This window comes from Actinacidiphila sp. bgisy160 (genome assembly GCF_057707815.1).
The window spans coordinates 34,065-58,408 of record NZ_JBYIQW010000016.1 but is presented as its reverse complement, the minus strand read 5'-3'; the positions used below and the strand labels follow the sequence as shown (position 1 = coordinate 58,408).

The window sequence follows — 24,344 nt, the reverse complement described above, 5'->3', positions numbered from 1 at the left end:
TTCATCAATCTGACATTGGGCGGGGTGAGCAGCGGCATCGTCTACGCGGCGGTCGCGCTGGCCCTGGTGCTCATCTGGCGGGCGACCCGGATCGTCAACTTCGCCCAGGGCGGCATGCTGATGATCACGACCTTCGTCGCCCTCGGCGTGATCCACGCGACCGGTTCCTACTGGCTGGGGCTGCTGGCCGCCCTCGCCTCGGGCTTCGTCCTGGGGGCCGTCGTGGAACGGGTGCTCGTCCGCCCGGTCGAGAACGGGCCGCCGATGAACGCGGTCATCGTCACCCTCGGCCTGCTGCTGTTCCTGCAGGCGGTGGCCGGGATGGTGTGGGGCGGCTCGCCGCGCTCCTTCCCGCCGCTGCTGGGCATCAAGGGCTTCACGGTGGGCGACGCCCGGTTGCTGCTGTCGCCCTCGGACATGTTCGTGATCGGGGCCGTGCTCGTGGTGATGGCACTGCTCGTGCTGCTCTTCCGGGTCACCCCGGTGGGGCTGCGGATGCGGGCGGCTGCCTTCTCCCCCGAGGTGGCCCGGATGTTCGGGGTGCGGGTCGGGCGGGTGCTCACGCTGGGGTGGGCGCTGGCGGGGGCGGTCGGGGCGCTCGCCGGGGTCCTGGTGGCGCCGTCGACCTTCGTCGGGCCCAACCAGTTCGACGCGGTGCTGGTGTTCGGCTTCGCCGCCGCGGTGGTCGGCGGGCTGGACAGCCCGCCCGGGGCGGTGGTCGGCGGGCTCGTGGTCGGGCTCACCCTCTCCTACGTCTCGGGGTATCTGGGGTCCGAGGTCGCGCTGCTGGGCGCGCTGGCGGTACTGATGACGGTGCTGATGATCCGGCCCAACGGCCTGTTCTCACGCGCCTCCGTGCGACGGGTGTGAGGGCCGATGACCGACACGACGGACACGAAGGACCCGGGGTCCCCGCCCGGGGGCCCGGCCGCGGCCGGGCTGAGGGCCCGGTTCCGCGGGCCGATGGACCGCACCGCGGTGCGGCACCTGGTGCCCGCGCTGCTCGGGCTGCTGGTGGTCTACGGCGTCAGCGCCCTGCTGTCGCCGTACCAGAACCTGGAGGTCGCCACCGTCGCCACGTATGTGTGCGCGGTCGCCGGGCTGACCGTCCTGACCGGGACCAACGGCCAGATCTCACTGGGCCACGGCGCGCTGATGGCGGTCGGCGCCTACGGGACCGGCCTGTTCCTCACCGAACTGGGCTGGTCGCTGGCCGTCTCGCTGCCGGCGGGCACGGCGGTCACGGCCGCCCTCGGAGCGCTGGTGGGCACCGCGGCGGCCCGGCTGCAGGGCCCGTACCTCGCGGGTGCGACGCTCACCCTGGCCGTCGGGCTGCCGGCACTGGCCAACTACCGCCACCTGACCGATCTGCTGGGCGGCGAGAACGGACTCATGGTGGCCTCGCCCCCGCCGCCGGAGGCGCTGGGCCCGTACTTCCCGCTGGAGCGCTGGCAGGCCTGGGTCTGCGTGCTGTGCGCGGTGGTCGTCCTGGTGTTCCTCGCCGACCTGGGGCGCAGCCGCGTCGGCCGGTCGTGGCGGGCGATCCGGGACGACGAGGTCTCCGCGGCGCTGGCCGGCATCCACGTGGCGCGGCTGCGGGTGCTCGCCTTCGTGGTCAGCGCGGCCTGCGCGGGCCTGGGCGGCGGGCTCCTCGCGGTGGTCAGTTCGCTGGCCGCGCCCGGGGCGTTCCCGCTGGCGCTGTCCCTGTCCCTGCTGACGGCGGCCGTGCTCGGCGGGCTCGGCAGCCTGGCGGGCGCCGTGTACGGCTCGGTGCTCCTCGTCCTGCTGCCCAACTGGACGGGTGACGTGGCGGACGCCCTGCACCTGTCCCGGGGCTTCTACGCGAACCTGCCGCTCGCCCTGTACGGCCTCGCCCTCGTCCTGTCGATGCTCCTGTTCCCGCAGGGGATCCAAGGGGCCCTCATCCGTCTGGTCCGGCGGCTCCGCACCCAGGGCCCCGGTACCTGACCGTCCACATCCCGTTCCCTCAACCACTGGCGTGTCACCCGAAATCAGCCCAACACCCACCGAATCCGATTCGGTTCCAGGAGGGGTCATGAGAAGAAGCCACCGACACGGCCCGGGCCTGCGCGGCGGCACCGCGCTGGCCGTGCTGGCCCTGGTGCTCACCGCCTGTTCCGACGGCTCCGGCAGCGGTTCCGCCGCGCCGGGCGTCACCAAGGACAGCATCGTCATCGGCAGCCACCAGCCGCTCACCGGACCCGCGGCACCCGGGTACAGCAACGTCTCGGCGGGCGCGAAGGCGTACTTCGACCACGTCAACGCCAAGGGCGGGGTCAACGGCCGGAAGATCGAGTTCAGGTACAGGGACGACGCGTACAACCCGACCCAGACGGTGAAGGTCACCAAGGAACTCGTCCTGGAGGACAAGATCTTCGCGATGGTGGGCGGCCTCGGCACGCCCACCCACACCAAGGTGGTCGACTACCTCAACAGCCGCCGGGTGCCCGACCTGTTCGTGTCCTCCGGCTGTCGCTGCTGGGACGAGCCCGGCAAGCACCCGCAGACCTTCGGCTGGCAGCCGGACTACCTCGTCGAGGGCAAGATCCTCGGGCAGTACATCAAGGAGAACTTCGCGGGCAAGAAGGTCGCCTACTTCTACCAGGGCGACGACTTCGGCAAGGACGGCGTCGAGGGCCTGGACCAGTACATCCCCAAGGAGTCGGTGGTCAGCCGGCAGAGCTACCAGCCCGGCGGCACCGACATCGCCCCGCAGGTCACGGCCATCGCCCAGGCCAAGGCGGACGTGGTCGTGCTGTTCACCATCCCGACGTACACCGCGCTGTTCAAGCTCACCTCGCTCAAGCTCCGCTACGACCCGCAGATGGTGGTGACCAACGTCGGTTCCGACCCGACCACCCTGGCGGGCCTGCTGGAGTCCTTCGCGAAGCAGGCGGGGGGCACGGCCGACCCGGCGGCGCTCATGGACGGCATCATCACCGACACCTACATGCCGCCCACCAACGACGCCTCCAACAGCTGGATCAAGCTCTACCGCGAGATCCACGACAAGTACATCCCGAAGCTGCCCTTCGACGGCAACGTCGAGTTCGGGATGTCCATGGCGTACACCTTCGTCCAGGCGCTGCAGGCCGCGGGGAAGAACCCCACGCGGGAGTCGCTGGTGAAGGCCGTGGAGAAGGGCGGCTTCACCGGGCCCGGACTGGTGCCGTTCCGGTTCAGCGGGGACTCCCACGCGGGCTACACCGGCGTCCAGATCGGCATCCTGAAGGGCAGCACCGAGGTCGCCCTGCAGGGCACTCCGCTGGTGACGGACGACGAGCAGGGCGCCATCACGCCGTACACCACGGCGCAGCCGGAGGCCCCCGCCGACGGCATCCCGGCGTCCTGAGGGGCGAGGGGTAGTGTGCCGCCCCTCCAGGCAGTGGGTTCACGGCGCTTCGTGACCGTGACGGACGGAAGGTCCCGGGATGGGCGACACACGCGGTGACGAGCTGCTCATCGGCGATCCCGCGGGCCTGCCCACGACCGGTGGGGCGTCCGGGCCGGCCCCGGCCCGGACGCCCGGCCGGGCGGCGACGGGCATGGCCGAGGTGGTCCGCCGCGCGGACGCCGGCGTCGGCGGGCTCTACCAGCCTGGCCGTCTCCCGCCGGGCGTCCTGACCGACACCGCCATCGAACTCATCTGCAGCCTCTGCGACTTCGGGCTGTCGGCCGCCGGGGACGACGCCACGGCCTGAGCCGTCCGGCGACCGGCCGCGGCATCCCGCGCGCCGCGGATCCGCCCTGTTCACGGGCAGGGCGAGCGACTCAAGCGCAGGGCTGAACATTACCTCCGGTAAATCTGCACACCGCACACCTGGGCGACATACGCCCGCACGTCCGTCCGGGACACCGACCGCCGGTGCGCGCGGTTTGATCCGGAGTGCCCGGTTCCACCGTCCGGACGGGATCCCCGAGTGTGAAGGAATTGCCACCGGGCCGTGGGGGATTCGGCGCACCGGTGAAGCCGTGAATCCGAACCGGATTCGAACGCACGGATCGCCAATTGGCCGTCCCACCTGCTCCCATGCTTGTATCCCGTGCCGTGGCGAAGAGGTTGCCCCCTGATGATTCGCCACATGAAATGTGTTCACACGAAGGGAAACCCCCCATGGACTTCACCTCCCAGGTTGAGACCCGCGAGATCTCCGACGCGGACCTGGACAACGTCTCCGGCGGTCTCGTGGGTGGCCTCGTGGCCAACGCCACCGGCACCGTCGAGTCGATCGCCCCGGTCGCGGGCACCGTTTCCGGTGTCGTCGGCACCGTCGAGGGCGTCTCCGGCGTCAACACCGGCGCCGTGACCGGTCTGGCCACCGGCCTGATCGCAGGTCTCTGAGACTGATGGATCCGCGAGTCCCGGAAACCTCCCTTCCGGGACCCGCGGACGCCATTGCGGCATGGTGCCCCAATGGCGAGGGATGCGGCTGAGGAAAGAGTTCCGTGCAGTTTCGCCAAAAGGCCCTTGCCAAACTCCAATCACCGGAAGAACTCGATCTCCCGGTGCGTTTCGCACGCCCGCAGGGTCGTCTCGTGCTGTCCGTCGCCATTCTCGTGATGGCAGCCGCGGCTTCCTGGGCGGTAAACGGTTCCGTGTCCTCGAAATTGAGCGCGCCCGGAATCATCGGCTACGGGCAGGGCAGTTACGTGCTGCAGAGCCCGGTCGCCGGACAGGTCACCCGGGTCCTCGCCGAGGAAGGGGAGCGCCTGCCCGCGGACGCCCCTGTGCTCAACGTGCGTACGGCGCGCGGTGACACCGTCGTCCGCACCGTGGCCGCGGGCCGGGTCAGCGCCCTGGTCGCCACGCTCGGCACCGTCGTCACCGTCGGCGCGGACGTGGCGACGGTCGAACGTGTCGCCCGCACCAATGACCCGCTCGTCGCGACCCTCTACGTCCCGGCGACCGGCGCCTCCTCGGTGCCGGTGGGCGCCGCGGTGGACCTCGCCGTCGAGTCGGCGCCCCAGGCGCGGTACGGCGTGCTGCGCGGCCATGTGCAGGCCGTCGGCCGCACCTCACGCACCGCACGGCAGATCGCCACCGACCTCGGCGACCCGCAACTCGCTGCCCAACTCGCCGGTGCGGGACGCCCGGTGGCCGTCGTGGTACGCCTCGACGGATCCTCCCGGACCCCGAGCGGCTACCGCTGGTCCAAGGGCGACGGCCCCTCGTACGAGCTGGACTCCATGACCCTGGCCACCGGCGCCGTCCGCCTGGCCGCACAGCGCCCGATCGATTGGCTGCTCCCGTGACCGCGCCGACCGCCCGGCCCCAGCAGCGGCCCCTTCCGCCCGCCGGCCGCCGCAGACACCGCCCCGAGCCCGCACGCACCCGCCGGCAGCGGCCGGGCCGCAGGCCGCGCACCGTCCGCACCCCCACCGTGCTGCAGATGGAGGCCGTTGAGTGCGGCGCGGCCTCCCTGGCGATGGTGCTCGGCCACTACGGCCGGCACGTCCCGCTGGAGGAACTGCGCATCGCCTGCGGCGTCTCCCGCGACGGCTCCCGGGCCAGCAACCTGCTGAAGGCGGCCCGCGGCTACGGCCTGCGGGCCAAAGGCATGCAGATGGAGACCGCGGCCCTCGCCGAGGTACGCGCCCCGGCCATCCTCTTCTGGGAGTTCAACCACTACGTCGTCTACGACGGTACGGGACGCCGGCTCGGCCGGCGCGGCGTCCACATCAACGACCCCGACAAGGGGCGGCGGTTCGTGCCCCTGGAGGACTTCGACACCAGCTTCACGGGTGTCGTGCTGACCTTCGAGCCGGGCCCGGACTTCCACCGCGGCGGCCGCAGGCCCGGCATCCTCGCCGCCCTGCCGGCCCGGCTGCGCGGCACCAGCGGCACCATGCTCGCCGCGCTGGTGGCCAGCCTCCTGCTGGTCGCGGTCGGGGCGGCACTGCCGGCGCTCAGCCGCGCCTACATCGACCTGTTCCTGATAGGTGACCAGACCTCGCTGTTGGGCACGCTGTTCGCGTCGATGGCCGTCATGGTGGCGCTCACCGCCGCGCTCACCGCGGTCCAGCAGTCCAACCTGCTGCGCGGCCGCATCATCTCCTCCACCCTCGGCAGCGCTCGCTTCCTGCGCCACCTGCTGCGGCTGCCGGTCACCTTCTTCACCCAGCGCAACCCGGCCGACCTCGTGCAGCGCCTGCAGTCCAACGACGCGGTCGCCGAGACCCTCGCCCGCGACCTGGCCGCGGCGGCCGTCGACGGCGTCGTCGTCGTGCTCTACGCGCTGCTGATGTGGAGTTACGACCCGCAGCTGACCGTTCTCGGGGTGGGGATCGCGCTGCTCAACGCCGTCGCCATGCGCGTGGTGACACGGCTGCGGGCCACCCGGACGCAGAAACTGCGCGCCGACAGCGCCCGGCTGACCAACACCTCGTACACCGGCCTCCAGTTGATCGAGACCATGAAGGCCACCGGCGGCGAGAACGGATACTTCCGCCGCTGGGCGGGACAGCACGCCTCCACCCTGGAGGAGCAGCAGCGGCTCGGCGTGCCCAGCGCCTGGCTGTCGGTCGTCGCCCCGACGCTCGCGACGCTCAACAGCGCGCTGATCCTGTGGATCGGCGGGCTGCGGGCGGTGGAGGGGCACATCTCGATCGGCCTGCTCGTCGCCTTCCAGGCCCTGGTGACGCGGTTCACCGCGCCCATCACCCGGCTCAACGGCGTCGCGGGCCGCATCCAGGACTTCGCCGCAGACGTGGTGCGGCTCAAGGACGTCGAGAACTTCCCCGTCGACTCGCTGTACACGCGCCCCGACTCCGGGGCGAGCACGCGCCGGCTGAAGGGCCACGTCACGCTGGAGGACATCACCTTCGGCTACAGCCCGCTCGACAAGCCGCTGCTGTCCGGTTTCTCATTGTCCGTCGCGCCCGGCCGCCAGGTCGCGGTGGTCGGCGGCTCCGGCAGCGGCAAGTCCACCGTCTCCCGGCTCATCGCGGGGCTCTACAGCCCCTGGGAGGGCACCATCCGCATCGACGGGCAGCGCCTGGAGGACATCCCGCGCGGCGCCCTTGCCGCCTCCGTCTCCTTCGTCGACCAGGACGTCTTCCTCTTCGAGGGCACGGTCCGCGACAACGTGGCGCTGTGGGACCCCTCCATCCCCGACGCGGACGTGGAGGCCGCGCTGCGCGACGCCTGCCTGTACGAGGTCGTCGCCCGCCGCCCCGGCGGCGTCCACAGCCACGTCGAGCAGGACGGCCGCAACTTCTCGGGCGGGCAGCGGCAGCGGCTGGAGATCGCCCGGGCCCTGGTCCGGCAGCCCAGCGTGCTGGTGCTCGACGAGGTGACCAGCGCCCTCGACGCGGAGACCGAGCAGTTCATCATCGACAACCTGCGGCGCCGCGGCTGCGCCTGCGTGGTGATCGCACACCGGCTCAGCACGGTCCGCGACAGCGACGAGATCGTGGTCCTGGACCACGGCACGGTCGTCGAGCGCGGGCGCCACGAGGAGCTGATCGCGGCGGGCGGTGCTTACGCCGCACTGGTCAAGGAGCACTGAAGTGATCCCCGTACAGCCCGGCACCGCCGCCGAGGACCCGGTACTGACCGCGCTCGGCGGGCTCGGCGGCCCCCTCGACTGCAGCGGTCTGCGCAGCCTGCCCCTGGAGGGCCCGCACGTGCTGTGGCTCGTGGTGGCCGGCGCCCTCGACCTGTTCGCGGTCGACGCGGCCCAGCAGGGCCACTGGCACTACCTGGGCCGGCTGGAACCCGGCGCCCTCCTGCTCGGCCCGGTCGAGGGGCCCCGGCACACCTTGGTCGGCCGCCCGCTGCAGGGCTGCTTCCTGCGCCGCGTCCCGCTGCGCGAGCTGTACCGGCCGGCCCACCCGCAGCAGGCGGGGTACGGCGACGGCTGGGCGCCGCAGGGCCCGTACGGCGCCGGCCACGACACCCGGGAGCTCCCCCTCAGCCTCCTCGAGCACGCCTTCGCGCTCGGCGTCGGACGCGGCCAGCGCGTGCTGTACGAGGCCCCGCTGGCCGGCCGGACCATGGACGGCGAGCACGTCGCCGACGACGACATCCTGTGGCTGCCGGTCCTTCCGGGCAGCGTGCAGTACGGCGCCGCGTACTCCGCGGAGGCGGCGGGCGACCTGCTCGTCGACGGCGCGATGTGGCAGAGCATGGTCAACCAGCAGTATCGGCTGCTGTCGACCCTGGACGGCTGGATCGAGGGCATGGAGCGTGCCCACGAGGACCGCACGGCCGCGGGCATCCGGGCCGGGGAGGCCGTCCGCGAGCAGGCCGACCGCGATCTGCTGGCCTCCATCGCCACCTCCCGCAAGGCTCCCTCGCGTACCGCGGCCGCCTCCGACGACGCGACGTACGCCGTCTGCCGGCAGGTCGCGGAGGCCGCCGGGATCCCCCTCGTCCCACCCTCGCGCGGCGGCGCCGTCAGCGAACGGACGGACCCCGTCGAGCGGGTCGCCGTCACCTCCGGCATCCGTACCCGCCCGGTACGGCTCGACGGCCAATGGTGGCGGGAGAACACCGGTCCGCTGGTCGGCCGGCGTGCCGCTTCCGGCGCGCCGGTGGCCCTGCTGTGGCGGCGCGGCGGCTACGAGGCGGTCGGGCCGGGCGGCAGCAGCCGCGTGCGGGTCGCCGAATACAACGCGGAGGACTTCGAGCAGCGCGCGGACATGCTGTACCGGCCGCTCCCCGAACGCGGCATCGGGTTGACGCGTCTGCTGCGCTTCAGCCTCAGGGGCTCCGCGGGCGATCTGCGCAACCTCGTCCTGAGCAGCCTGGTCACCGTCGGCCTCGGCGCGCTCGTGCCCATCGCGACCGGCCAGGTGCTGGGCACGTACGTGCCCGACGCGGAGACCGGGCTCATCGTCCAGGCCTCGCTGGCCGTCGCCGTCACCGGCCTGGTGTGCGCCGCGTTCATGCTGACGCAGAACCTCACCGTGCTGCGCATCGAGGGGCGCGTCGAGGCCACCCTGCAGCCCGCCGTGTGGGACCGCCTGCTGCGCCTGCCTACCGGGTTCTTCGCCGGGCGCTCCACGGGCGAACTCGCCAGTGCCGCGATGGGCATCAGCGCCATCCGCCGGGTGCTCGCCGGGCTCGGCCCGGTCGCCGTCCAGGCGACCACGGTCGGCGCGATGAACCTCGTCCTGCTGCTCCTGTACAGCGTCCCGCTCGCTCTCGCCGCCCTCGGCATGCTGGTCGTCATCGGGGCGGTGCTCCTGGGCCTCGGGCTGTGGGAACTGCGCTGGCAGCGACGGCTGGTGGAACTCGGCAACAAGCTCAACAACGAGGCCTTCCAGACCCTGCGCGGCCTGCCCAAGCTCCGCGTCGCCGCCGCGGAGAGCTTCGCCTACGCCGCCTGGGCCCGCCGCTTCGCCCGCAGCCGGGAGCTGCAGCGGCGCGCGGGCCGCGTCAAGAACATCACGACCGTCCTCAACGCGGTCTACCTGCCGCTCTGCTCCCTCATCATGTTCATGCTGCTGGCCGGCCCGGCCCGGGGCTCGTTGTCCGCGTCCGGCTTCCTCACCTTCAGCACCGCCATGACCATGCTGCTGACCTCGGTCACCCAGCTCACCGGGGCGCTGCTGTCGGCCGCGGCGGTGCTGCCGATGTACGAGCAGGTCAAGCCGATCCTGGACGAGGCGCCCGAGGTGCGCGGCGGCAGCACCCAGCCCGGCGTCCTGTCCGGCGCGATCGAGGCCCGCAACCTCTCCTTCCGCTACTCCGACGACGGTCCGCTCGTCCTCGACGACGTCAGCCTGCGGGTCGGGCCCGGGGAGTTCGTGGCGATCGTCGGCCCCAGCGGCTGCGGCAAGTCCACGCTGCTGCGCCTGCTCATCGGCTTCGGCCGGCCCGCCTCCGGCAGCGTGCTCTACGACGGCCAGGACCTGGCCGCGCTCGACCAGGTCGCGGTCCGCCGGCAGTGCGGGGTGGTGCTGCAGAACGCCCAGCCGTTCACCGGCTCGATCCTCGACTGCATCTGCGGAGCCGAGGCGTACACGCAGGAGGAGGCGATGGAGGCGGCCGCCATGGCCGGTCTCGCCGAGGACATCAAGCGCATGCCCATGGGTCTCCACACCATGATCGCGGGCGGCAGCACCATCTCCGGCGGCCAGCGCCAGCGCCTGATGATCGCCCAAGCCCTCATCCGGCGGCCCCGAATCCTCTTCCTCGACGAGGCGACCAGTGCCCTGGACAACGAGACCCAGCGCATCGTCATCGACAGCACCCGGCGGCTGCGGGCCAGCCGTGTCGTGATCGCCCACCGGCTCTCCACGGTGATGGACGCCGATCGCGTGGTCGTCATGGAGGACGGCCGCGTCGTCGAGCAGGGCCGCCCCGCGGACCTGCTGGCCAACCCCGGCGGCCGACTGCACGATCTGGTGCGGCGCCAGATGAGCCAGGTCAGTAGAACGGCGTCCCAGTAACGTGCGCACACCGGCGTACGACTGACGCGGCGTTTCGGCGCAATTCCGCTCTCACGGTGTCGGCATCCCGACACCTGTCTGCAAAACGACAGGCAGTCAGGTGCGGAAGTCGCTCAGGACCCCGGCAACGTGCCACCCCCCGGGAACCCGTGATCAGCACCCAGGAGCACGGGTTCAACCACCGCCACACGTATCCGAGTTATCGCTGCTCAAGGCTTTGGCAGGCTCACTTCCCGTACCTCGGCGACCGACCGGGCGCCGCTCCCGTCGCGGGGGACTCACCGCGCCGCAGCAGGGAAAAATCCCCCGTCAGACGGCCTCGCCAACGCCGGGCGAGACGGATCGTCATTCGAATGTGATCTTCTCGTAATCGCTTGGAGGTTGGGTGTGACGGGCATTCACACCGTTGACTTCATGGGAGGAGACTCGTGGTCACAAGCGCGAGCCTTCGACGACGACGCCGAATAATCGTGGCGTCGGCAATCACCGCATTCGCCACCATCGTCGGCGGCCTGGGGAACATCGGGCCGGCCGCGGCACAGACCGGCGCTCCGCTGCCGGACCTGAAGCTGGGCCAGTACGACCACTCCCGAGCCGCCCTCACGGGCGGTGGCGCCCTGCACACCGCCGCGCAGCCCGGCACCATCAAGGGGCAGTACGTCGTGCGACTGCGGGAAGCGCCCGTCACTTCGTACACGGGCGGCGTCAAGGGACTCGCGGCGACGAGGCCGGCTGCCGGGCACGAGCTCCAGCCTCATTCGGCCGCGGCCGAGAAGTACCGGCAGCACCTGGGCGAAGCGCAGCGTGACGTACTCGGCGACTTCGGTGTGCGGGCTCAGCGGACCTACACGACCGCCTTCAACGGCTTCGCCGTCAAAATGACCAGCGCGCAGGCCGGCAAGCTGTCCAAGGACCCGCGCGTCGCGGCGGTCACCCCGGCCCGTCTCGTGAAGGCCGACGCGGCGACAACCCCGACCACGCAAGCGGCGCAGCACACCGCACAGGCGCCGGCGCGGACGGCGGCGCCGACGGCGGCGCGGACCAAACCGGTCCACGGCTCCAATGTGGTCATCGGTGTGATCGACACCGGAATCTGGCCGGAGAGCGCCTCCTTCGCCGCCACCATGGCGGCGCCCGCGGGCTGGCACGGCACCTGCCAGACCAGCAGGGACTTCCCCGCCACCGCTTGCAACGGCAAGATCGTCGGAGCACGGTACTTCGCCGACGGGTGGCTCAGCGCCTACGGATCGCTGCCCGAGGGGGAGAGCCTCTCGCCCCGGGACATGTACGGACACGGCACCCACACCGCCTCCACCGCGGCGGGTCTTCCCGTCAAGCACGCGATGGTCCTCGGGCATGACTACGGCGCGATCTCCGGAGTGGCGCCCGACGCTCGGATCGCCGTGTACAAGGCACTGTGGGGCGGCTCGGGCACGGACGCCGACATCATCGCGGCGATCGACGCGGCCGTGGCCGACGGCGTCCAGGTGATCAACTACTCGGTCGGCACGGCGATGGGGGACTACCAGCCGAACAGCCCGATCGGGAACGCCTTCCTCAACGCGTACCTCGCCGGGGTCTTCGTCGCGACGTCCGCCGGCAACGACGGCATGTCCGGGATGATCAGCAACGCCGAACCCTGGGTCACCACGGTCGGCGCGACCGTGGAGCGGTCCCACGAGGCGACCGTACGACTCGGCGACGGCACCCGCATCGTCGGCACCTCGATGGACCAACTGCCGTCCCGTCGCAGCACACCGATCGTCTTCGCCGACCAGGCCGGATCACTCGAGGACGGCGCGCAGTACTGCTGGTCCGGAAGTCTCGACCCCGCCAAGGTCAAGGGCAAGATCGTGGCCTGCGACTTCATCGACTCCGTCGACGCGGTGGCGACGGTCAAGGCCGCCGGCGGTGTCGGCGTGGTGCTGTTCCAGTCGACCGGCAACGCGCGCCTCAACGTGATCTACGACTTCCCGACCGTCTACCTGTGGAGCGCCGAACAGGCGGGCAAGCTCTTCAACTACCTGTGGGCGCACCGTACCGACGGGACCGCCTCGCTGGCCCAGGGCGGGGACGGCAGCAGCCTCGTCGGACTGCCGAGCGTGGCCGGACTCTCGTCCTACGGCCCCGACCAGACGCACACCGGACTCCAGAAGCCCGACCTCGTCGCGGACGGCATCGACGTGGTCGCGGCGGTGTCGCCGATGGGCGGCGGGCGCCTCTTCGACGCCTACTCCGGCACCTCGATGGCAGCCCCGCACGTGGCCGGCATGGCCGCACTGCTGCGCACCCGGCACCCGAAGTGGTCGCCCGGCGCGACCGCCTCGGCACTGCGGACGACCGCCACGGACACCCAGGGCACGGCCAGCCCCCTCCGCCAGGGCTCGGGCATGCCGCAGACCTCGTCCGCCGACGACCCCGGCCTGGTGATCGAGCCTTCCGCGGCCGAACTGACCACCTTCGCGGCCGCGGCGACTCCGGACGGCAAGGAGATCAACCTGCCGTCGATCGCGCTGCGCGAGTACGACGGGACGAAGCCGGTGCGGCTCACGCGACGGCTGACCAACGTCGGCACGCGCACCGAGACGTACACGGCGCACGTCGACGGGCTCGCCGGGATGAAGGTGGCGGTCAGCCCTCGGACGATCTCGGTGAAGCCCGGAGCCACCGCCACGGTGACCATCACCCTGGAGCGCGGAACCGCGACCTGGGACCGCTACAGCACCGGCTCACTCGTCTTCAGCAGCGCCAGGCACCGCGTGCGCCTGACAGTCGCCGGCCGACCGTGGGGCTTCACGCCGCGGCCGTACGACGACACGGGAATCGAGTTCGGCCGCACCGGCGGCCAGGGCCAGGGATTCCTGGAACCGGGCTTCACCGGACCGCTGGCCGGCCGCACCACCGGGTACATCCCCGTTACCTGGACGGACAAGCAGCTCACGACCACCGTCAGCGGCGGCGTCTTCTCCCCCGGCGGGGTGGGCACTCAAGGCACGAGGATCGTCGTGCCGCGCGGCTCGGCCGGACTGATCGTGCAGACGGCCTCGGACGACCCCGACACGAATCTCGACCTCTACCTCTACAAGGACGGCAAGCTGGTCGATCGAAGCTGGGCCTCGTGGCACAGCAGCGAGCGCAGCGTACGGTTCTTCCCCGAGCCCGGCGTCTACACCGCCTACGTACACGCCCAGACGGCAACCTCGCCCGACGTTCCCTACCGGCTCGGGGTGACCGTCATCCCCGGGAACACCGACCGGCACAACGCCACCCTGACCGCACCTGCCAAGGTGGAGCGGGGCGCTTCCTCACAGGTGACCCTGAACCCCGTGGGTCCGCAGCCCGACGTCGAGCAGTGGGCGTACACCGAGTTCCGCACCGGCCGAACCGTCGTACCCGGCTTGCTGATCAGTTCCCGCTGACCGCAGACCGATGTGCTGACCCTTTCATGCCGAGCCGGGGGCCGGCCTTCCCGAAGGAAGGCCGGCCCCCGGCGTCAGCGCGCGGCGGAGTGGCTCCCGCAACTGCTGCGGTCAGAGCTGGCCTCCTTTGCTCGCTTCCAGCCAACCTGTTGCGTGGCCGGTGGCGAGTACGGGCTGCTTCACCTCGACCTCGCCGTTTCGGCGTGGCCGAGAGCCAGACATCGCGGACGGCCGTGTCACAGATCGAAGTCCCGTCCGGTCAAAGACTCAAAAGGTGCAAACGGTGATGAATCAACCACCGTGAGGGTCCACTGCCCGGTGAGGCGCGTGTCGTGTTGCCGCACCTCGAATCACCCTGTCTCTGCCGAGAGGACACGGACTCGATGACCAGGAACCAGAAGACGACGCTCGGCAATGCCGCGAATACGCAGGAGGGCGTGGAATCGGCGAACGCGATGTTCGACGAACAGGGAACGGCCGTCGGATGGACTCAGGCTGCTGAGCGGCTGCTCGGATACGCCGCCCGGGAAGTAGTCGGCCGATCCGCCGCGATGTTGCTGCCATCTCCCGCAGAAGCCTCGGGAATAGCGGAGTTCATCGACCACTGTCGTGCAAGAAACGGCTGGTCGGGCACAGCGGTATTGCTCCACCGAGACGGCCGGCTACTCAACGTGAGCCTGCGGATCTCGAAGCTGTGGGGACAGGGAGGAGCGGTTCGTTGGCTGGTGTCCGTAACCGAGGTCGGCAAGCTTTCCTGGGCGGCGGCCAAGGGGTCGGTGCGGGAGTCACTCATCAGCCGCGCGCCGATCGGCGTCGTCGTTCGTGATACGCGGCTGCGCTGCACCTGGGTGAACGACACGATGGAAATGCTGGACGGTGTCCCCCGCCATCGGCGGCTCGGCCGTCGGTTCACAGGGGCGCTGCCCGATTCCGAGGCAGCCGGCCGCGAGGCGGTGACGCGGCAGGTCATGCGCAGCCGCGCGGCTGGCATCCACGAGTACCAGACCCGGCTGCCGACGAGTCCTGCCGGTGAGCACACGGTCACCGCTTTTTACTCGTGCCTCGAAGGTGCCGACGGCCGCGTTGTGGGGGTGTGCGCCGTCAGTGTCGATGCCACCGAAAGCCGGCGGGCGCGCGAGCGGCTCGCCATCCTGAGTGAGCGCAGCACCCGTCTGGGCTCGACACAGGACGCGATGCGCACCAGTCAGGAGTTGGCCGACCTCGCCGTACCTCTCTTCGCCGACTTCGTCGCCGTCGACCTGGAGCAGTCGGTTCCGTTCCGTGCGGGGGCGGCGGACGGCACCGTACCGATGGGGCATGGCCTCCCTGTTTTGCGCCGGGCCGGGCTCGCGTCCATCCGCGAGGGGGTGCCCGAGTCCCCATGGGCGCGCGGTGAGGTGATTCCCGTGCCTGCCTCCTCACCGCTCGCCGACACCCTGCGCACCAGGCGGCCCTATCTGGAGCCGGTCCTGGACGCTGCTCCCGGCAGATGGACCGACCACGACCCGACCCGGGCGCGGAAGATCAGCGAGAACAACATGCACTCGGTCATGGTCGTGCCCATCTGTGTGCAGAGTGACATGCTGGGCGTGGCGTTGTTCGTCCGCACAGAGGATCCGGCGCCGTTCCAGGAGACCGATCTGCTCCTCGCCGAAGAGCTCGTGAGTCGCGCGGCGCTGTCGCTGGACAGCGCCCGCCAGCACGCTCGTGAGCGCGGCGCGGCTCTCGAGCTCCAGCGCGGTCTGCTCCCTCAGGGTGTGCGGGGCGGCGCGGCGGTCGAGGTCGCCTCGCGCTATCTGCCCGCGGACACCGGCCTCGGTGTCGGCGGCGACTGGTTCGACGTGATCGAGCTGTCCGGCGCTCGCGTGGCCCTTGTCGTGGGTGATGTGGTCGGACACGGCATCGACGCCGCCGTGACCATGGGCCGGCTCCGCACCGCGGTGCACACGCTGGCCGACATGGAGCTGCCCCCCGATGAGCTGCTGACCCACCTGGACGACACAGTGCAGAGACTGGCCGAGGAGTACGCCCAGCCCCCCTCGCTGATGGGTGCGACCTGCCTTTACGCGGTCTACGACCCCTCCACCGGCCGGTGCACCATGGCACGGGCCGGGCACCCCCCGCCTGCGGTGATAGACCCGCACGGCCAGGTGACCTTCCCCGACCTTCCCGCTGGGGTCCCCCTCGGCTTTGGTGTGGACGCCCCGTTCGAGGCCGTAGAGCTTGAAGTCCCCGAGGGGAGTCTCCTCGCCCTGTACACCGACGGCCTGATCGAGACCCGCGACCACGACATCGATGACGGAATGCGCCGTCTGGGCACCGCCCTGGCACAACCGGGACGCTCCCTGGAAGACCTCTGCGCCCGCGCGATGGACATCGTCCCTGGCCGGGCGCCTGCGGACGACGTCACGCTCCTCCTCGTCCGCACCCACTCGCTCAGCCCGGCCAAGGTCGCCTCCTGGACGCTGCCCGGCGACCCGACCGCCGCCCGCAGTGCCCGGCACTTGGCAGCGCTGCAGTTGGCGGAATGGGGTCTGGGAGACCTTGAGGATCCGACGAAACTGATCGTCAGCGAACTGGTTGCGAACGCCGCACGCCACGGCAGCGGCCCGATCGGTCTGCGCTTGATCCAGCACAAGGTCCTCACCTGCGAGGTATCAGACGCCGGTGTCAGCTGCCCGCGCCTGCGTCGCTCGGGCTCCGGTGACGAGAGCGGTCGCGGCTTGTTCCTCGTCGCCCAGATGTCCCGCAGATGGGGGTCCCGCGCGACACCGAGCGGCAAGGTCGTCTGGGCCGAAGAGGACCTGGATGCAGCAGGCCTCGCAGGGCGCCACGCGGGGAGGGCGTGAAGCCAGATCTCACCGATGGGGACCCGTCGTACCGTGACCGTCCATCAGGTCCGGAACGTCAGCACGGGTGCGGGACGGGGGGATCGCGCACCGGCCCGCGACGCGATGCCGAAGGCTCACAGCCTCAAGCGCGGCATGAAGCAGGGCCGGGCGATCCGGCAGTTCCACGTTTTGCGAACTGAAAGGCTTCATCGTGTCGAATCACCTCGCAGTCGACTTCACCGGCCGAGTCGTGATCGTGACCGGTGCTGGATCGGGTATCGGCCGTTCGGTCGCCGTGTCCTTCGCCGACGCGGGCGCGGCCGTCCTTGGTGCCGGCCGCAATGAGCAAGCCCTCGCCGAGCTGGCCGACGCCCATGAGTCCATCGAGACGATCTGCTGCGACGTCACAGAGAGGGAGGCCCACCAGGCGATCGTCCGAGCCGCCGTGGACCGATGGGGTCGCCTGGACGTCCTGGTCAACAACGCCGGCGTCTTCATGTCGATGCCATTGCACGAGGTGACGTACGACGGCGTCAAACAGATCCTCGATACCAACGTCACCGCCCCCAGTCTGCTGGCCGGCGCCGCGCCGCCGTACCTGCAGAAGTCACGAGGGTCGATCGTCAACATCGCCAGTACCTTCGGACACCGCCCGCTCGCGCTGGCCAGCCACTACGGCGCCTCGAAAGCGGCGATCGAGCACCTGACCCGGAGCTGGGCACTGGAGCTGGCACCGGACGGGATCCGGGTGAACGCGGTCGCTCCGGGGCCCGTCGAGACCAGCGCTCTGGCAGCCTCCGGCCTCTCCCCGGCCGAGGTCCAGCAGATCAAGGATGCCGAAGCCGCCCGCATCCCGCTGGGGCGCCGAGGTCGGCCGGAGGAACTCGCCGTCTGGGTCGTCCGACTTGCGGATCCGGCTGTGGAATGGGTCACCGGCCAAGTCCTCACCGTCGATGGAGGCCTGGAGAACACCTGACGCCTTTGTACGCACGGGCGCCGTGGGAGCTGTGAGGGGATGGCGCGGCGGACGTACGCCCCTGGTGACGCGGACCCACGGGCGACCCCGAACTGCGGATAGCCCCCTACGCTGCCCAGAGCGTGGCCCGCTCGAGGGCTCAGGCAAGGAGCAGGCCGATCCCGATCAGCAAAGCTGTGCCCGCCAGCACGGTGGCCAGGAAGAGGGTGCGCTTGCCCGCGCCGCCGAGGCGTAGAACGAGAGCCAGCGGGCCGACTGGAGGGATCTTGCAGTTCACGGTGGCCTCCTTGAGCCATGGACGGGTCCGGACGGATGGATTTCAGGGGTTCAGGGGGTTTCCCGTCGCAGCGCGTCCCGTAGCCGCAGGAGTTCGCGGCGGCGGCGCCGGGCCCGGGAGAGGACGAGTGCCGCTGCGGCGACGAGGACGGCACCCGTCAGGGCGGTGGCCAGTGTCCCGGCCGCGGTGGAGCGTGCTGCGGCCAGTGCTGTCCCTGCCGTGCCGGTCACCACGGTGACCAGGAGCGCCAGCCGCGCTCCCAGCACCCGGTCCTGGGCGAACAGCGGTCGGTGCCTGCTCAGCACCCAGGTGGCGAAGGCGGCCCAGGCCAGCCCGATGGCGATCAGTGCGGCGAAGACGGCCTGGGTGCGCGCGGGAAGCGGATGCGGCTCGGTGGCCCAGAGCACCGCGACCAGTGCCGCCCCAGATGCTCCCGCCAGTCCCACGGCCACGTGGCGCATCCGGGAGCCCAGCGAGGCCTCCGCGGCAAGCGCGCGCTCGAGTTCCCTGGGCACATCCCGCCGAGCTGCGGGGTCCTGCTCGCTCATGTCTCGTATCCCCTCTCGGCAAGGACGCTCCGCAACATGCGGCGCGCGCGGTGCAGTCTGCTCTTGACGGTGCCGGGTGGTACCCCGAGCACCTCCGCACAGGCAGCCAGGGGCAGGTCCTGCAGATGGAAGAGGATCAGCACTTCGCGCTCCAGGGGTGGCAGCCCGTTGAGGCCGGCTTCCACCTGCATCGTGGTCAGCACGCCGCTGAGGGTGTCGTCGTCGCCGACGGCCACGGCACCGGCCTCCTCCACCGGCGTCTCCACAGCCCGGTACGCCTGCCGGAGGTGGTCGGTGACCGTGCGCCGGGCGATGGTGAACAGCCACGGGGCGAACCGCTCGGGCTGCCGCAGTCCCGGCAGCCCGCGCAGCACGGCGACCCAAGCCTCCTGCGCGAGATCGTCCGCGAGGTGCGGCGCGCCGACCATGCCCCGCACATAGCGCCACAACGGGGCGTGCCAGACGCGCACCAGGTCACGGAACGCCTCCCGCTCCCCGAGCTGGCAGCGCACCACCAGCAGCTCGTCGCGCCGCCCGCCACCGCTCACCGCACCTCCCGTGTCCACGGTCTCCCATCACCAAGACAGTCGGTATTCGGGGCATGGAGGTTCACGAACGGGAGCGACGCGTCAGGAGCCGGCTGAGTGGGACAGGGGTGCTCATCGCCCGGGCGATCCGCCTGTGGGGCTGGGGCTGCTTCTGCCACGCAGCGGCCCCGCGGTCTTCAGGCGTCGCCGACCTCAAATGATCCCAGCAGTCGGCTCGGGCACATCGGCTTACGTGGCAGCACCGCTTCCATCTCACCGGTGCTGGTAGCGGGTGGTGGCGCTGCACCCGGCTGGAGACAACCCTTGATCATTCGTGACTGCGGCTATGTCCCCGGTACGCCTCCGTGATCGCGGGCGTAGGCCTGGAAGATCTCGCGGGTGGTGCCGGCAGTGTGGAGGAAGCGTTGCTCCAGGACGGCTGCGAGATCGTCGAGGGCAGCCGTGAGGATGTTGGCGGCGAGATGGACGTCAGCACGGTGGGCGGCACACCCGCGCTGGGCAAGTTCGGTCGCGTACTCGGCGTGGACGGCTAGGGATGTGGTGTCCTGACCGTCGTGGAAGTAGTAGGACTCGGCGTACTGCAGGAGGTCTACGCCGATCCGACCGACCTCCGTTGCCAGCCCTGCGAGGAGGATGGCGCCGCTGCCGGAGTCCAGCTGATCGCTGGTGGGGTCGGTGGTTCGAATATGGGAGATTTTCAGCGCGAGAGCCCGCCGTCGTGCCAGAGCCGGGTAGATGCCCAGGATCCAGGAGACCGTCGCGGTCAGTAGGGCGAACCCCACCAGAGCTTCCAGGGGCCCGGCGATGCGCAGCCATCCGGCGGTCGGTGCAATGTCACCCAGGCCCAATGTCGCCAGGGTGACCAGGGAGACGTATACGGCGTCCACAAAGCCGGCATGTTCGGTGGGTTCCAGGCCGGTTGCGTAGGAGAAGGCGTCTGGTAGGTGTGGCCAGTAGATCAGCGCCCACCCCAGGGTTACGCCGCTGGCCCACATCGCCACTACGGTCACCATGCCGAGCGGTCCTGCGAGCCCTGCCTGCCGTCGGCGTGTACTGAGCCGTGAAGAAAGCCTCCACAGGACCGTCATGACGAACCGGCTCAGACCTCCGTGACGAGTGGGGTGCCACAAGGTGTGGAACACATCCCTCAGGATGATCCCGACGGTTCCCGCGCCGACCAGCGTGATCAGCCATTTCATGCGACCTCCCGACGTTGCGGGTGCAGCGGGAGTCGGCGAGCACAGCGACTCCACCGCCGATGACGGCGCCGTCTCGACTATCTGTCCGGGCAGCCCTACCTCGGGGATATTGTTGCTGGTCAGTGTCCTTCATGAACGGAATTACACCGTCGCATCCGGTGCCTTCTGCGGTGTGCGCCCGGCTGCCGGGACGCTGAGGACCATGGTGAGGCCGCCGCTGGGGGTGTCCTCGGCGTGCAAGGTGCCTCCCATGGCTTCGGCAAAGCCGCGGGCGACGGCCAAGCCGAGGCCGACACCGTTACCTCGCGGGGCGTCGCCGTAGCGCTGGAAGGGTTCGAAGATGCGTTCCTTGGCTTCGTCGGGGACGCCGGGGCCCCGGTCTACGATGCGGATTTCGACTCGGTCTCCCAGAGCACTTCCGGATACGAGTACGGGCCCCCTGCCAGGGCTGTACTTCACGGCGTTCTCCACGACGTTGGCGACGACCCGCTCCAGCAGACCCTTGTCCACGACGACCATGGGCAGAGTCTCGGGGATGTCCAGTTCTACGGTGTCCTCCGGCACGCCGGCCAGTGCCATGGGAACGACTTCGTCCACGTCCACTTCGCGGATCACTGGTGCGAGGGTTCCGGTCTGGAGCCGGGACATGTCGAGGAGGTTGCCGACCAGGTGGTCAAGGCGGTCGCAGCCTTCCTCGATGCCGGTGAGGAGTTCGGCCTGGTCCTCCTTGGACCAGGCCACATCGTTCGCCAGCAGGGAGGTGACGGATGCTTTGATGCCGGCCAAGGGGGTGCGCAGGTCGTGACTGACCGCGGCCAGCAGGGCGGTGCGCATGCGGTTGCCCTCGGCCAGCAGCTTGGCTTGGTCGGCTTCCTGCTGCAGGCGTTGGCGGTCCACGACTACGGCGGCTTGGGCTGCGAATGCGGCCAGGACGCGGCGGTCCTCTGCCGGCAGGACCCGGCCGGAGAGGGCCAGCGTCATGTGGTGGCCGGCCGGCACGTCGACGTCGGCGTCTTCTGGGCGTTCGCTGGAAGCACCGGGGCCCACACTGCCGGCCACGGTCCATGGCGCGGTCTCGTTCTCGCGCTCCAGCAGAGTCGCGGACTGCATGGCGAACGTTTCCCGGACCCGTTCCAGAACGGCCTCCAGGCTGGTCTCGCCCCGGAGCACATTACCCGCGAGGAAGGAGAGGATCTCCGACTCGGCGCGAAGCCGGGCTGCCTGGTGTGTGCGCCGGGCGGCCAGGTCGACGACGGAGGCCACGGACGCGGCCACCGCCACGAAGATCACCAGGGCGAGGATGTTCTTGGGGTCAGCGATCGTGATCCGGTGGACTGGTGGGGTGAAGTACCAGTTCAGGAGCATTGAGCCGAACGCCGCAGAGGCCAGCGCCGGCAGGAGGCCGCCCAGCAGTGCCGCCGCCACCGTCAGCGTCAGGAACAGCAGCATGTCGTTGGTGAGGCCGAGGTTGGCGTCGACGTGGGTCAGGAGCAGGGTCAGCAGTGCCGGGCCGCCGACGCCTGCGAGCCAGCCCCATATGATCCGTGCGCGGCCCAGGCGGGCGCCGCGCGCGATGGGCAGACCTCGGCCCTTGCCTACCGCGTCGTGGGTGATGAGATGCACGTCGAGGTCGGGGCCGGAGTCCCGGGCGATGGTGGCGCCGACGCCCGGCCCGAAGGCGTACTGCCAGCTCTTGCGGCGTGAGACGCCGAGGACGATCTGGGTGGCGTTGACGCCGCGCGCGAAGGCGAGCAGGGCTGCCGGGATGTCGTCGCCGACGACGTGGTGGAAGGTGCCCCCCAGGTTCTCGACGAGGGTGCGCTGGAGGGCCAGTTCTTTTGGTGAGGCCGAGGTGAGACCGTCGCTGCGGGCGATGTAGACCGCCAGCACCTCGCCGCCGGCGCCTTTCTCCGCCAGCCGGGTCGCGCGCCGGATCAAGGTGCGCCCTTCCGGGCCGCCGGTCAGGCCCACCACGATGCGTTCCCGCGAGCCCCAGATCTTTGAGACGCGGTGCTCGCTGCGGTACTGCTTGAGGTACGCGTCGACTCGGTCGGCCACCCACAGCAGCGCCAGCTCGCGCAGGGCGGTGAGGTTGCCGGGCCGGAAGTAGTTCGACAGGGCCGCATCCACCTTGTCGGGCTTGTAGATGTTGCCGTGCGCCATGCGGCGGCGCAGCGCTTCGGGTGACATGTCGACCAGTTCGATTTGGTCGGCGCGTCGTACGACCTCGTCGGGCACTGTCTCCTTTTGCCGTATCGCGGTGATCGACTCGACGACGTCTCCGAGGGACTCCAGGTGCTGGATGTTGACGGTGGAGATGACGTCGATGCCGGCAGCGAGAAGTTCCTCGACGTCCTGCCAGCGTTTGGTGTTGCGTGAGCCAGGGATGTTGGTATGGGCCAGTTCGTCGACCAGTGCTACTTTCGGCTGGCGGGCCAGCACTGCGTCGACGTCCATCTCGGTGAAACTCGCGCCCCGGTACTGCAGCCTTTTGCGCGGGAGCTGCTCCAGGCCGTGCAGCATCACTTCGGTGCGCGGCCGGTCGTGGTGCTCTACGAAGGCCACCACGCAGTCCGTGCCTCGCTCGACACGCCGGTGTGCCTCGGAGAGCATCGCGTACGTCTTGCCGACGCCCGGTGCCGCGCCGAGGTAGATCCGAAGCTTGCCGCGTGTCATGTTTATCGTCTTTTCGTCTCTGCGGTCGCGTGCCGGGCTTGTCACGCCTCGAACCGATAGCCCATGCCCGGCTCGGTGATCAAGTGGCGGGGGTGGGCAGGATCGGCTTCCAGTTTGCGGCGCAGCTGGGCCATGTAGACCCGCAGGTAGTTTGTCTTGTCGCGATGGGACTCGCTCCAGACTTCCTGCAGCAGTTGCTTGTGGGTGACGAGTCGGCCGGGGCTGGTCACCAGGATTTCCAGTAGATGCCACTCGGTGGGGGTGAGCCGGATGTCCCGGCCGTCCCGGGTGGCTTTTTTCGCGAGCAGGTCGATGGTGAAGGCGCCGGTCTTGACCAAGGTTGTTTCAGGCGTGAGTGGTGCAGGCTCGGTGCGCCGCACGGCGGCGCGTAGCCTGGCCAGCAGTTCGTCCATGCTGAACGGTTTGGTGATGTAGTCGTCTGCGCCCGCGTCGAGGGCTGCGACCTTCTCGTCGGAGGCCGTGCGCGCGGACAGCACGAGGATGGGTACGCGTGTCCAGCCGCGCAGGGCGCGGATGACATCGACGCCGTCCATGTCGGGTAGCCCGAGGTCGACGATGATGATGTCCGGTTGACGTGCTGCGGCCAGACGCAGCGCTGTGGCGCCGTCGGGTGCTGCATCGACGCCGTACTGTCGGGCCTGCAGGTTGATCACGAGAGCTCGTACGAGCTGGGGATCGTCCTCCACCACCAGCACCCGGGTCATCGGCCTGAGACCTTCCTTTGTCGGTGGGCAGATAGTGGGGGTGACAGCGGGAGCCGGCGGGTCCGGTGTGCGGTCCGCCGGCTCCCGGCCGTGGTTGTCGATGAGCCGGTCACTGCTCGGCGAGCTGCCTCAGGGCAAGGTTGAGCTCCAGGACGTTGACGTGTGACTCGCCCAGGAAGCCGAGGGTGCGGCCGGTGGTGTGGTCCTTTACCAGCTTCTGCACCTGGGCGACGGAGAGCCCGTTCGCCGTGGCCACCCGCTGGACCTGTATGTCCGCGTATTCCGGCGAGATGTCCGGGTCGATCGCGGAGGCGGAGCCGGTGACCGCATCGGCCGGAACTTTCGACTCGGGTACGTCATTGAATGAGGCGACCTGCTGCTTGGCGGCCTTGACGTTCTTGACGAGGGTGGGGTCGCTGGCGCCAAGCTGACTGGAGCCGGTCGACAGCGGGTCGTAGCCGCTGTTGGAGGGGCGGGGCTGGAACCACTTCGGGTCGGGCCTGTCGGTGCCGTTGATGTTCCAGCTCTGGCCGATGAGCTTGGAGCCGACCTCCTTGCCGTCGGTCTTGACGATCGAGCCGTTGGCCTTGGCGTGGAAGGCCGCTTGGCCGACGCCGGTGACGACGACCGGGTAGACGATCCCGGTCACAACGGTGAGGACGAGCAGCATGCGCAGCGCGGCCCATGCCATGCGGGCAGAGTTCGCAAGAGAGGTATTCATGTCCT

Annotated in this window: 18 protein-coding genes; 11 read left to right on the top strand and 7 right to left on the bottom strand. The window is 70.2% G+C overall.

Going from position 1 to position 24,344, the window contains the following annotated elements; translation table 11 throughout:
• The first annotated feature begins 24 nt into the window (after positions 1-24).
• The 11 genes from AC3EUJ_RS15765 to AC3EUJ_RS15715 all read left to right on the top strand — a co-directional run bounded on the left by AC3EUJ_RS15765 (position 25) and on the right by AC3EUJ_RS15715 (position 17,645).
• Entirely contained in the window at positions 25-870 is an 846-nt protein-coding gene (locus AC3EUJ_RS15765) for a branched-chain amino acid ABC transporter permease (protein WP_431961844.1), read from the top strand.
• Between the two features lie 6 nt (positions 871-876).
• Positions 877-1,968 carry a branched-chain amino acid ABC transporter permease gene (locus tag AC3EUJ_RS15760; RefSeq protein WP_431961843.1) on the top strand — a complete coding sequence of 364 codons (1,092 nt, stop codon included), beginning with the start codon at positions 877-879 and terminating at the stop codon, positions 1,966-1,968.
• Between the two features lie 88 nt (positions 1,969-2,056).
• Positions 2,057-3,373 carry an ABC transporter substrate-binding protein gene (locus tag AC3EUJ_RS15755; RefSeq protein WP_431961842.1) on the top strand — a complete coding sequence of 439 codons (1,317 nt, stop codon included), beginning with the start codon at positions 2,057-2,059 and terminating at the stop codon, positions 3,371-3,373.
• 79 nt (positions 3,374-3,452) lie between these two features.
• Positions 3,453-3,722, top strand: a complete 270-nt coding sequence (locus tag AC3EUJ_RS15750; RefSeq protein ID WP_431961841.1) for a hypothetical protein — start codon at positions 3,453-3,455, stop codon at positions 3,720-3,722.
• A gap of 413 nt (positions 3,723-4,135) precedes the next feature.
• Positions 4,136-4,363, top strand: coding sequence for a type A2 lantipeptide (locus AC3EUJ_RS15745; RefSeq protein ID WP_431961840.1), 228 nt, complete (start codon positions 4,136-4,138; stop codon positions 4,361-4,363).
• Between the two features lie 104 nt (positions 4,364-4,467).
• The gene (locus tag AC3EUJ_RS15740; protein ID WP_431961839.1) at positions 4,468-5,274 is read left to right on the top strand and encodes an HlyD family efflux transporter periplasmic adaptor subunit; all 807 of its coding nucleotides are present in this window, start codon (positions 4,468-4,470) and stop codon (positions 5,272-5,274) included.
• Positions 5,271-7,529 carry an NHLP family bacteriocin export ABC transporter peptidase/permease/ATPase subunit gene (locus tag AC3EUJ_RS15735; RefSeq protein ID WP_431961838.1) on the top strand — a complete coding sequence of 753 codons (2,259 nt, stop codon included), beginning with the start codon at positions 5,271-5,273 and terminating at the stop codon, positions 7,527-7,529. The genes AC3EUJ_RS15740 and AC3EUJ_RS15735 overlap by 4 nt, the downstream gene beginning before the upstream one ends.
• Position 7,530: 1 nt before the next feature.
• Complete coding sequence (locus AC3EUJ_RS15730) at positions 7,531-10,419, top strand: NHLP bacteriocin export ABC transporter permease/ATPase subunit (RefSeq protein ID WP_431961837.1); 2,889 nt, start codon at positions 7,531-7,533, stop codon at positions 10,417-10,419.
• 470 nt (positions 10,420-10,889) lie between these two features.
• Complete coding sequence (locus AC3EUJ_RS15725) at positions 10,890-13,838, top strand: S8 family serine peptidase (protein WP_431961836.1); 2,949 nt, start codon at positions 10,890-10,892, stop codon at positions 13,836-13,838.
• A gap of 383 nt (positions 13,839-14,221) precedes the next feature.
• Complete coding sequence (locus AC3EUJ_RS15720) at positions 14,222-16,687, top strand: SpoIIE family protein phosphatase (protein ID WP_431961835.1); 2,466 nt, start codon at positions 14,222-14,224, stop codon at positions 16,685-16,687.
• Between the two features lie 193 nt (positions 16,688-16,880).
• Positions 16,881-17,645 (top strand): SDR family NAD(P)-dependent oxidoreductase, encoded by a 765-nt coding sequence (locus AC3EUJ_RS15715; RefSeq protein WP_431961834.1) that lies wholly within the window; start codon positions 16,881-16,883, stop codon positions 17,643-17,645.
• A 139-nt stretch (positions 17,646-17,784) separates the two neighbouring features.
• Here AC3EUJ_RS15715 and AC3EUJ_RS15710 read toward each other — a convergent pair whose 3' ends face one another.
• From AC3EUJ_RS15710 to kdpC, 7 genes are all read right to left on the bottom strand, one after another.
• The gene (locus AC3EUJ_RS15710) at positions 17,785-17,922 is read right to left on the bottom strand and encodes a hypothetical protein (protein WP_431961833.1); all 138 of its coding nucleotides are present in this window, start codon (positions 17,920-17,922) and stop codon (positions 17,785-17,787) included.
• A gap of 50 nt (positions 17,923-17,972) precedes the next feature.
• Entirely contained in the window at positions 17,973-18,470 is a 498-nt protein-coding gene (locus AC3EUJ_RS15705) for a transmembrane transport protein (RefSeq protein ID WP_431961832.1), read from the bottom strand.
• The gene (locus tag AC3EUJ_RS15700) at positions 18,467-19,018 is read right to left on the bottom strand and encodes an RNA polymerase sigma factor (protein WP_431961831.1); all 552 of its coding nucleotides are present in this window, start codon (positions 19,016-19,018) and stop codon (positions 18,467-18,469) included. Before AC3EUJ_RS15700 ends, AC3EUJ_RS15705 begins: the two co-directional genes overlap by 4 nt.
• Positions 19,019-19,341: 323 nt before the next feature.
• Positions 19,342-20,217, bottom strand: a complete 876-nt coding sequence (locus AC3EUJ_RS15695; protein WP_431961830.1) for a potassium channel family protein — start codon at positions 20,215-20,217, stop codon at positions 19,342-19,344.
• Between the two features lie 141 nt (positions 20,218-20,358).
• Positions 20,359-22,893, bottom strand: a complete 2,535-nt coding sequence (locus AC3EUJ_RS15690; protein ID WP_431961829.1) for a sensor histidine kinase — start codon at positions 22,891-22,893, stop codon at positions 20,359-20,361.
• Between the two features lie 41 nt (positions 22,894-22,934).
• Positions 22,935-23,618, bottom strand: coding sequence for a response regulator (locus tag AC3EUJ_RS15685; protein ID WP_431961828.1), 684 nt, complete (start codon positions 23,616-23,618; stop codon positions 22,935-22,937).
• Between the two features lie 109 nt (positions 23,619-23,727).
• Positions 23,728-24,339 carry a potassium-transporting ATPase subunit KdpC gene (gene kdpC, locus AC3EUJ_RS15680; RefSeq protein ID WP_431961827.1) on the bottom strand — a complete coding sequence of 204 codons (612 nt, stop codon included), beginning with the start codon at positions 24,337-24,339 and terminating at the stop codon, positions 23,728-23,730.
• Between the last annotated feature and the right edge of the window lie 5 nt (positions 24,340-24,344).

Excerpts from the sequence above, each read along its gene's own strand:
- AC3EUJ_RS15760 (WP_431961843.1), top strand. The coding sequence starts at position 877 with ATGACCGACACGACGGACACGAAGGACCCGGGGTCCCCGCCCGGGGGC.
- AC3EUJ_RS15745 (WP_431961840.1), top strand. The coding sequence starts at position 4,136 with ATGGACTTCACCTCCCAGGTTGAGACCCGCGAGATCTCCGACGCGGAC.
- AC3EUJ_RS15695 (WP_431961830.1), bottom strand. The coding sequence starts at position 20,217 with ATGAAATGGCTGATCACGCTGGTCGGCGCGGGAACCGTCGGGATCATC.
- AC3EUJ_RS15705 (WP_431961832.1), bottom strand. The coding sequence starts at position 18,470 with ATGAGCGAGCAGGACCCCGCAGCTCGGCGGGATGTGCCCAGGGAACTC.
- AC3EUJ_RS15720 (WP_431961835.1), top strand. The coding sequence starts at position 14,222 with ATGACCAGGAACCAGAAGACGACGCTCGGCAATGCCGCGAATACGCAG.
- AC3EUJ_RS15685 (WP_431961828.1), bottom strand. The coding sequence starts at position 23,618 with ATGACCCGGGTGCTGGTGGTGGAGGACGATCCCCAGCTCGTACGAGCT.
- AC3EUJ_RS15750 (WP_431961841.1), top strand. The coding sequence starts at position 3,453 with ATGGGCGACACACGCGGTGACGAGCTGCTCATCGGCGATCCCGCGGGC.
- AC3EUJ_RS15690 (WP_431961829.1), bottom strand. The coding sequence starts at position 22,893 with ATGACACGCGGCAAGCTTCGGATCTACCTCGGCGCGGCACCGGGCGTC.
- AC3EUJ_RS15755 (WP_431961842.1), top strand. The coding sequence starts at position 2,057 with ATGAGAAGAAGCCACCGACACGGCCCGGGCCTGCGCGGCGGCACCGCG.
- kdpC (WP_431961827.1), bottom strand. The coding sequence starts at position 24,339 with ATGAATACCTCTCTTGCGAACTCTGCCCGCATGGCATGGGCCGCGCTG.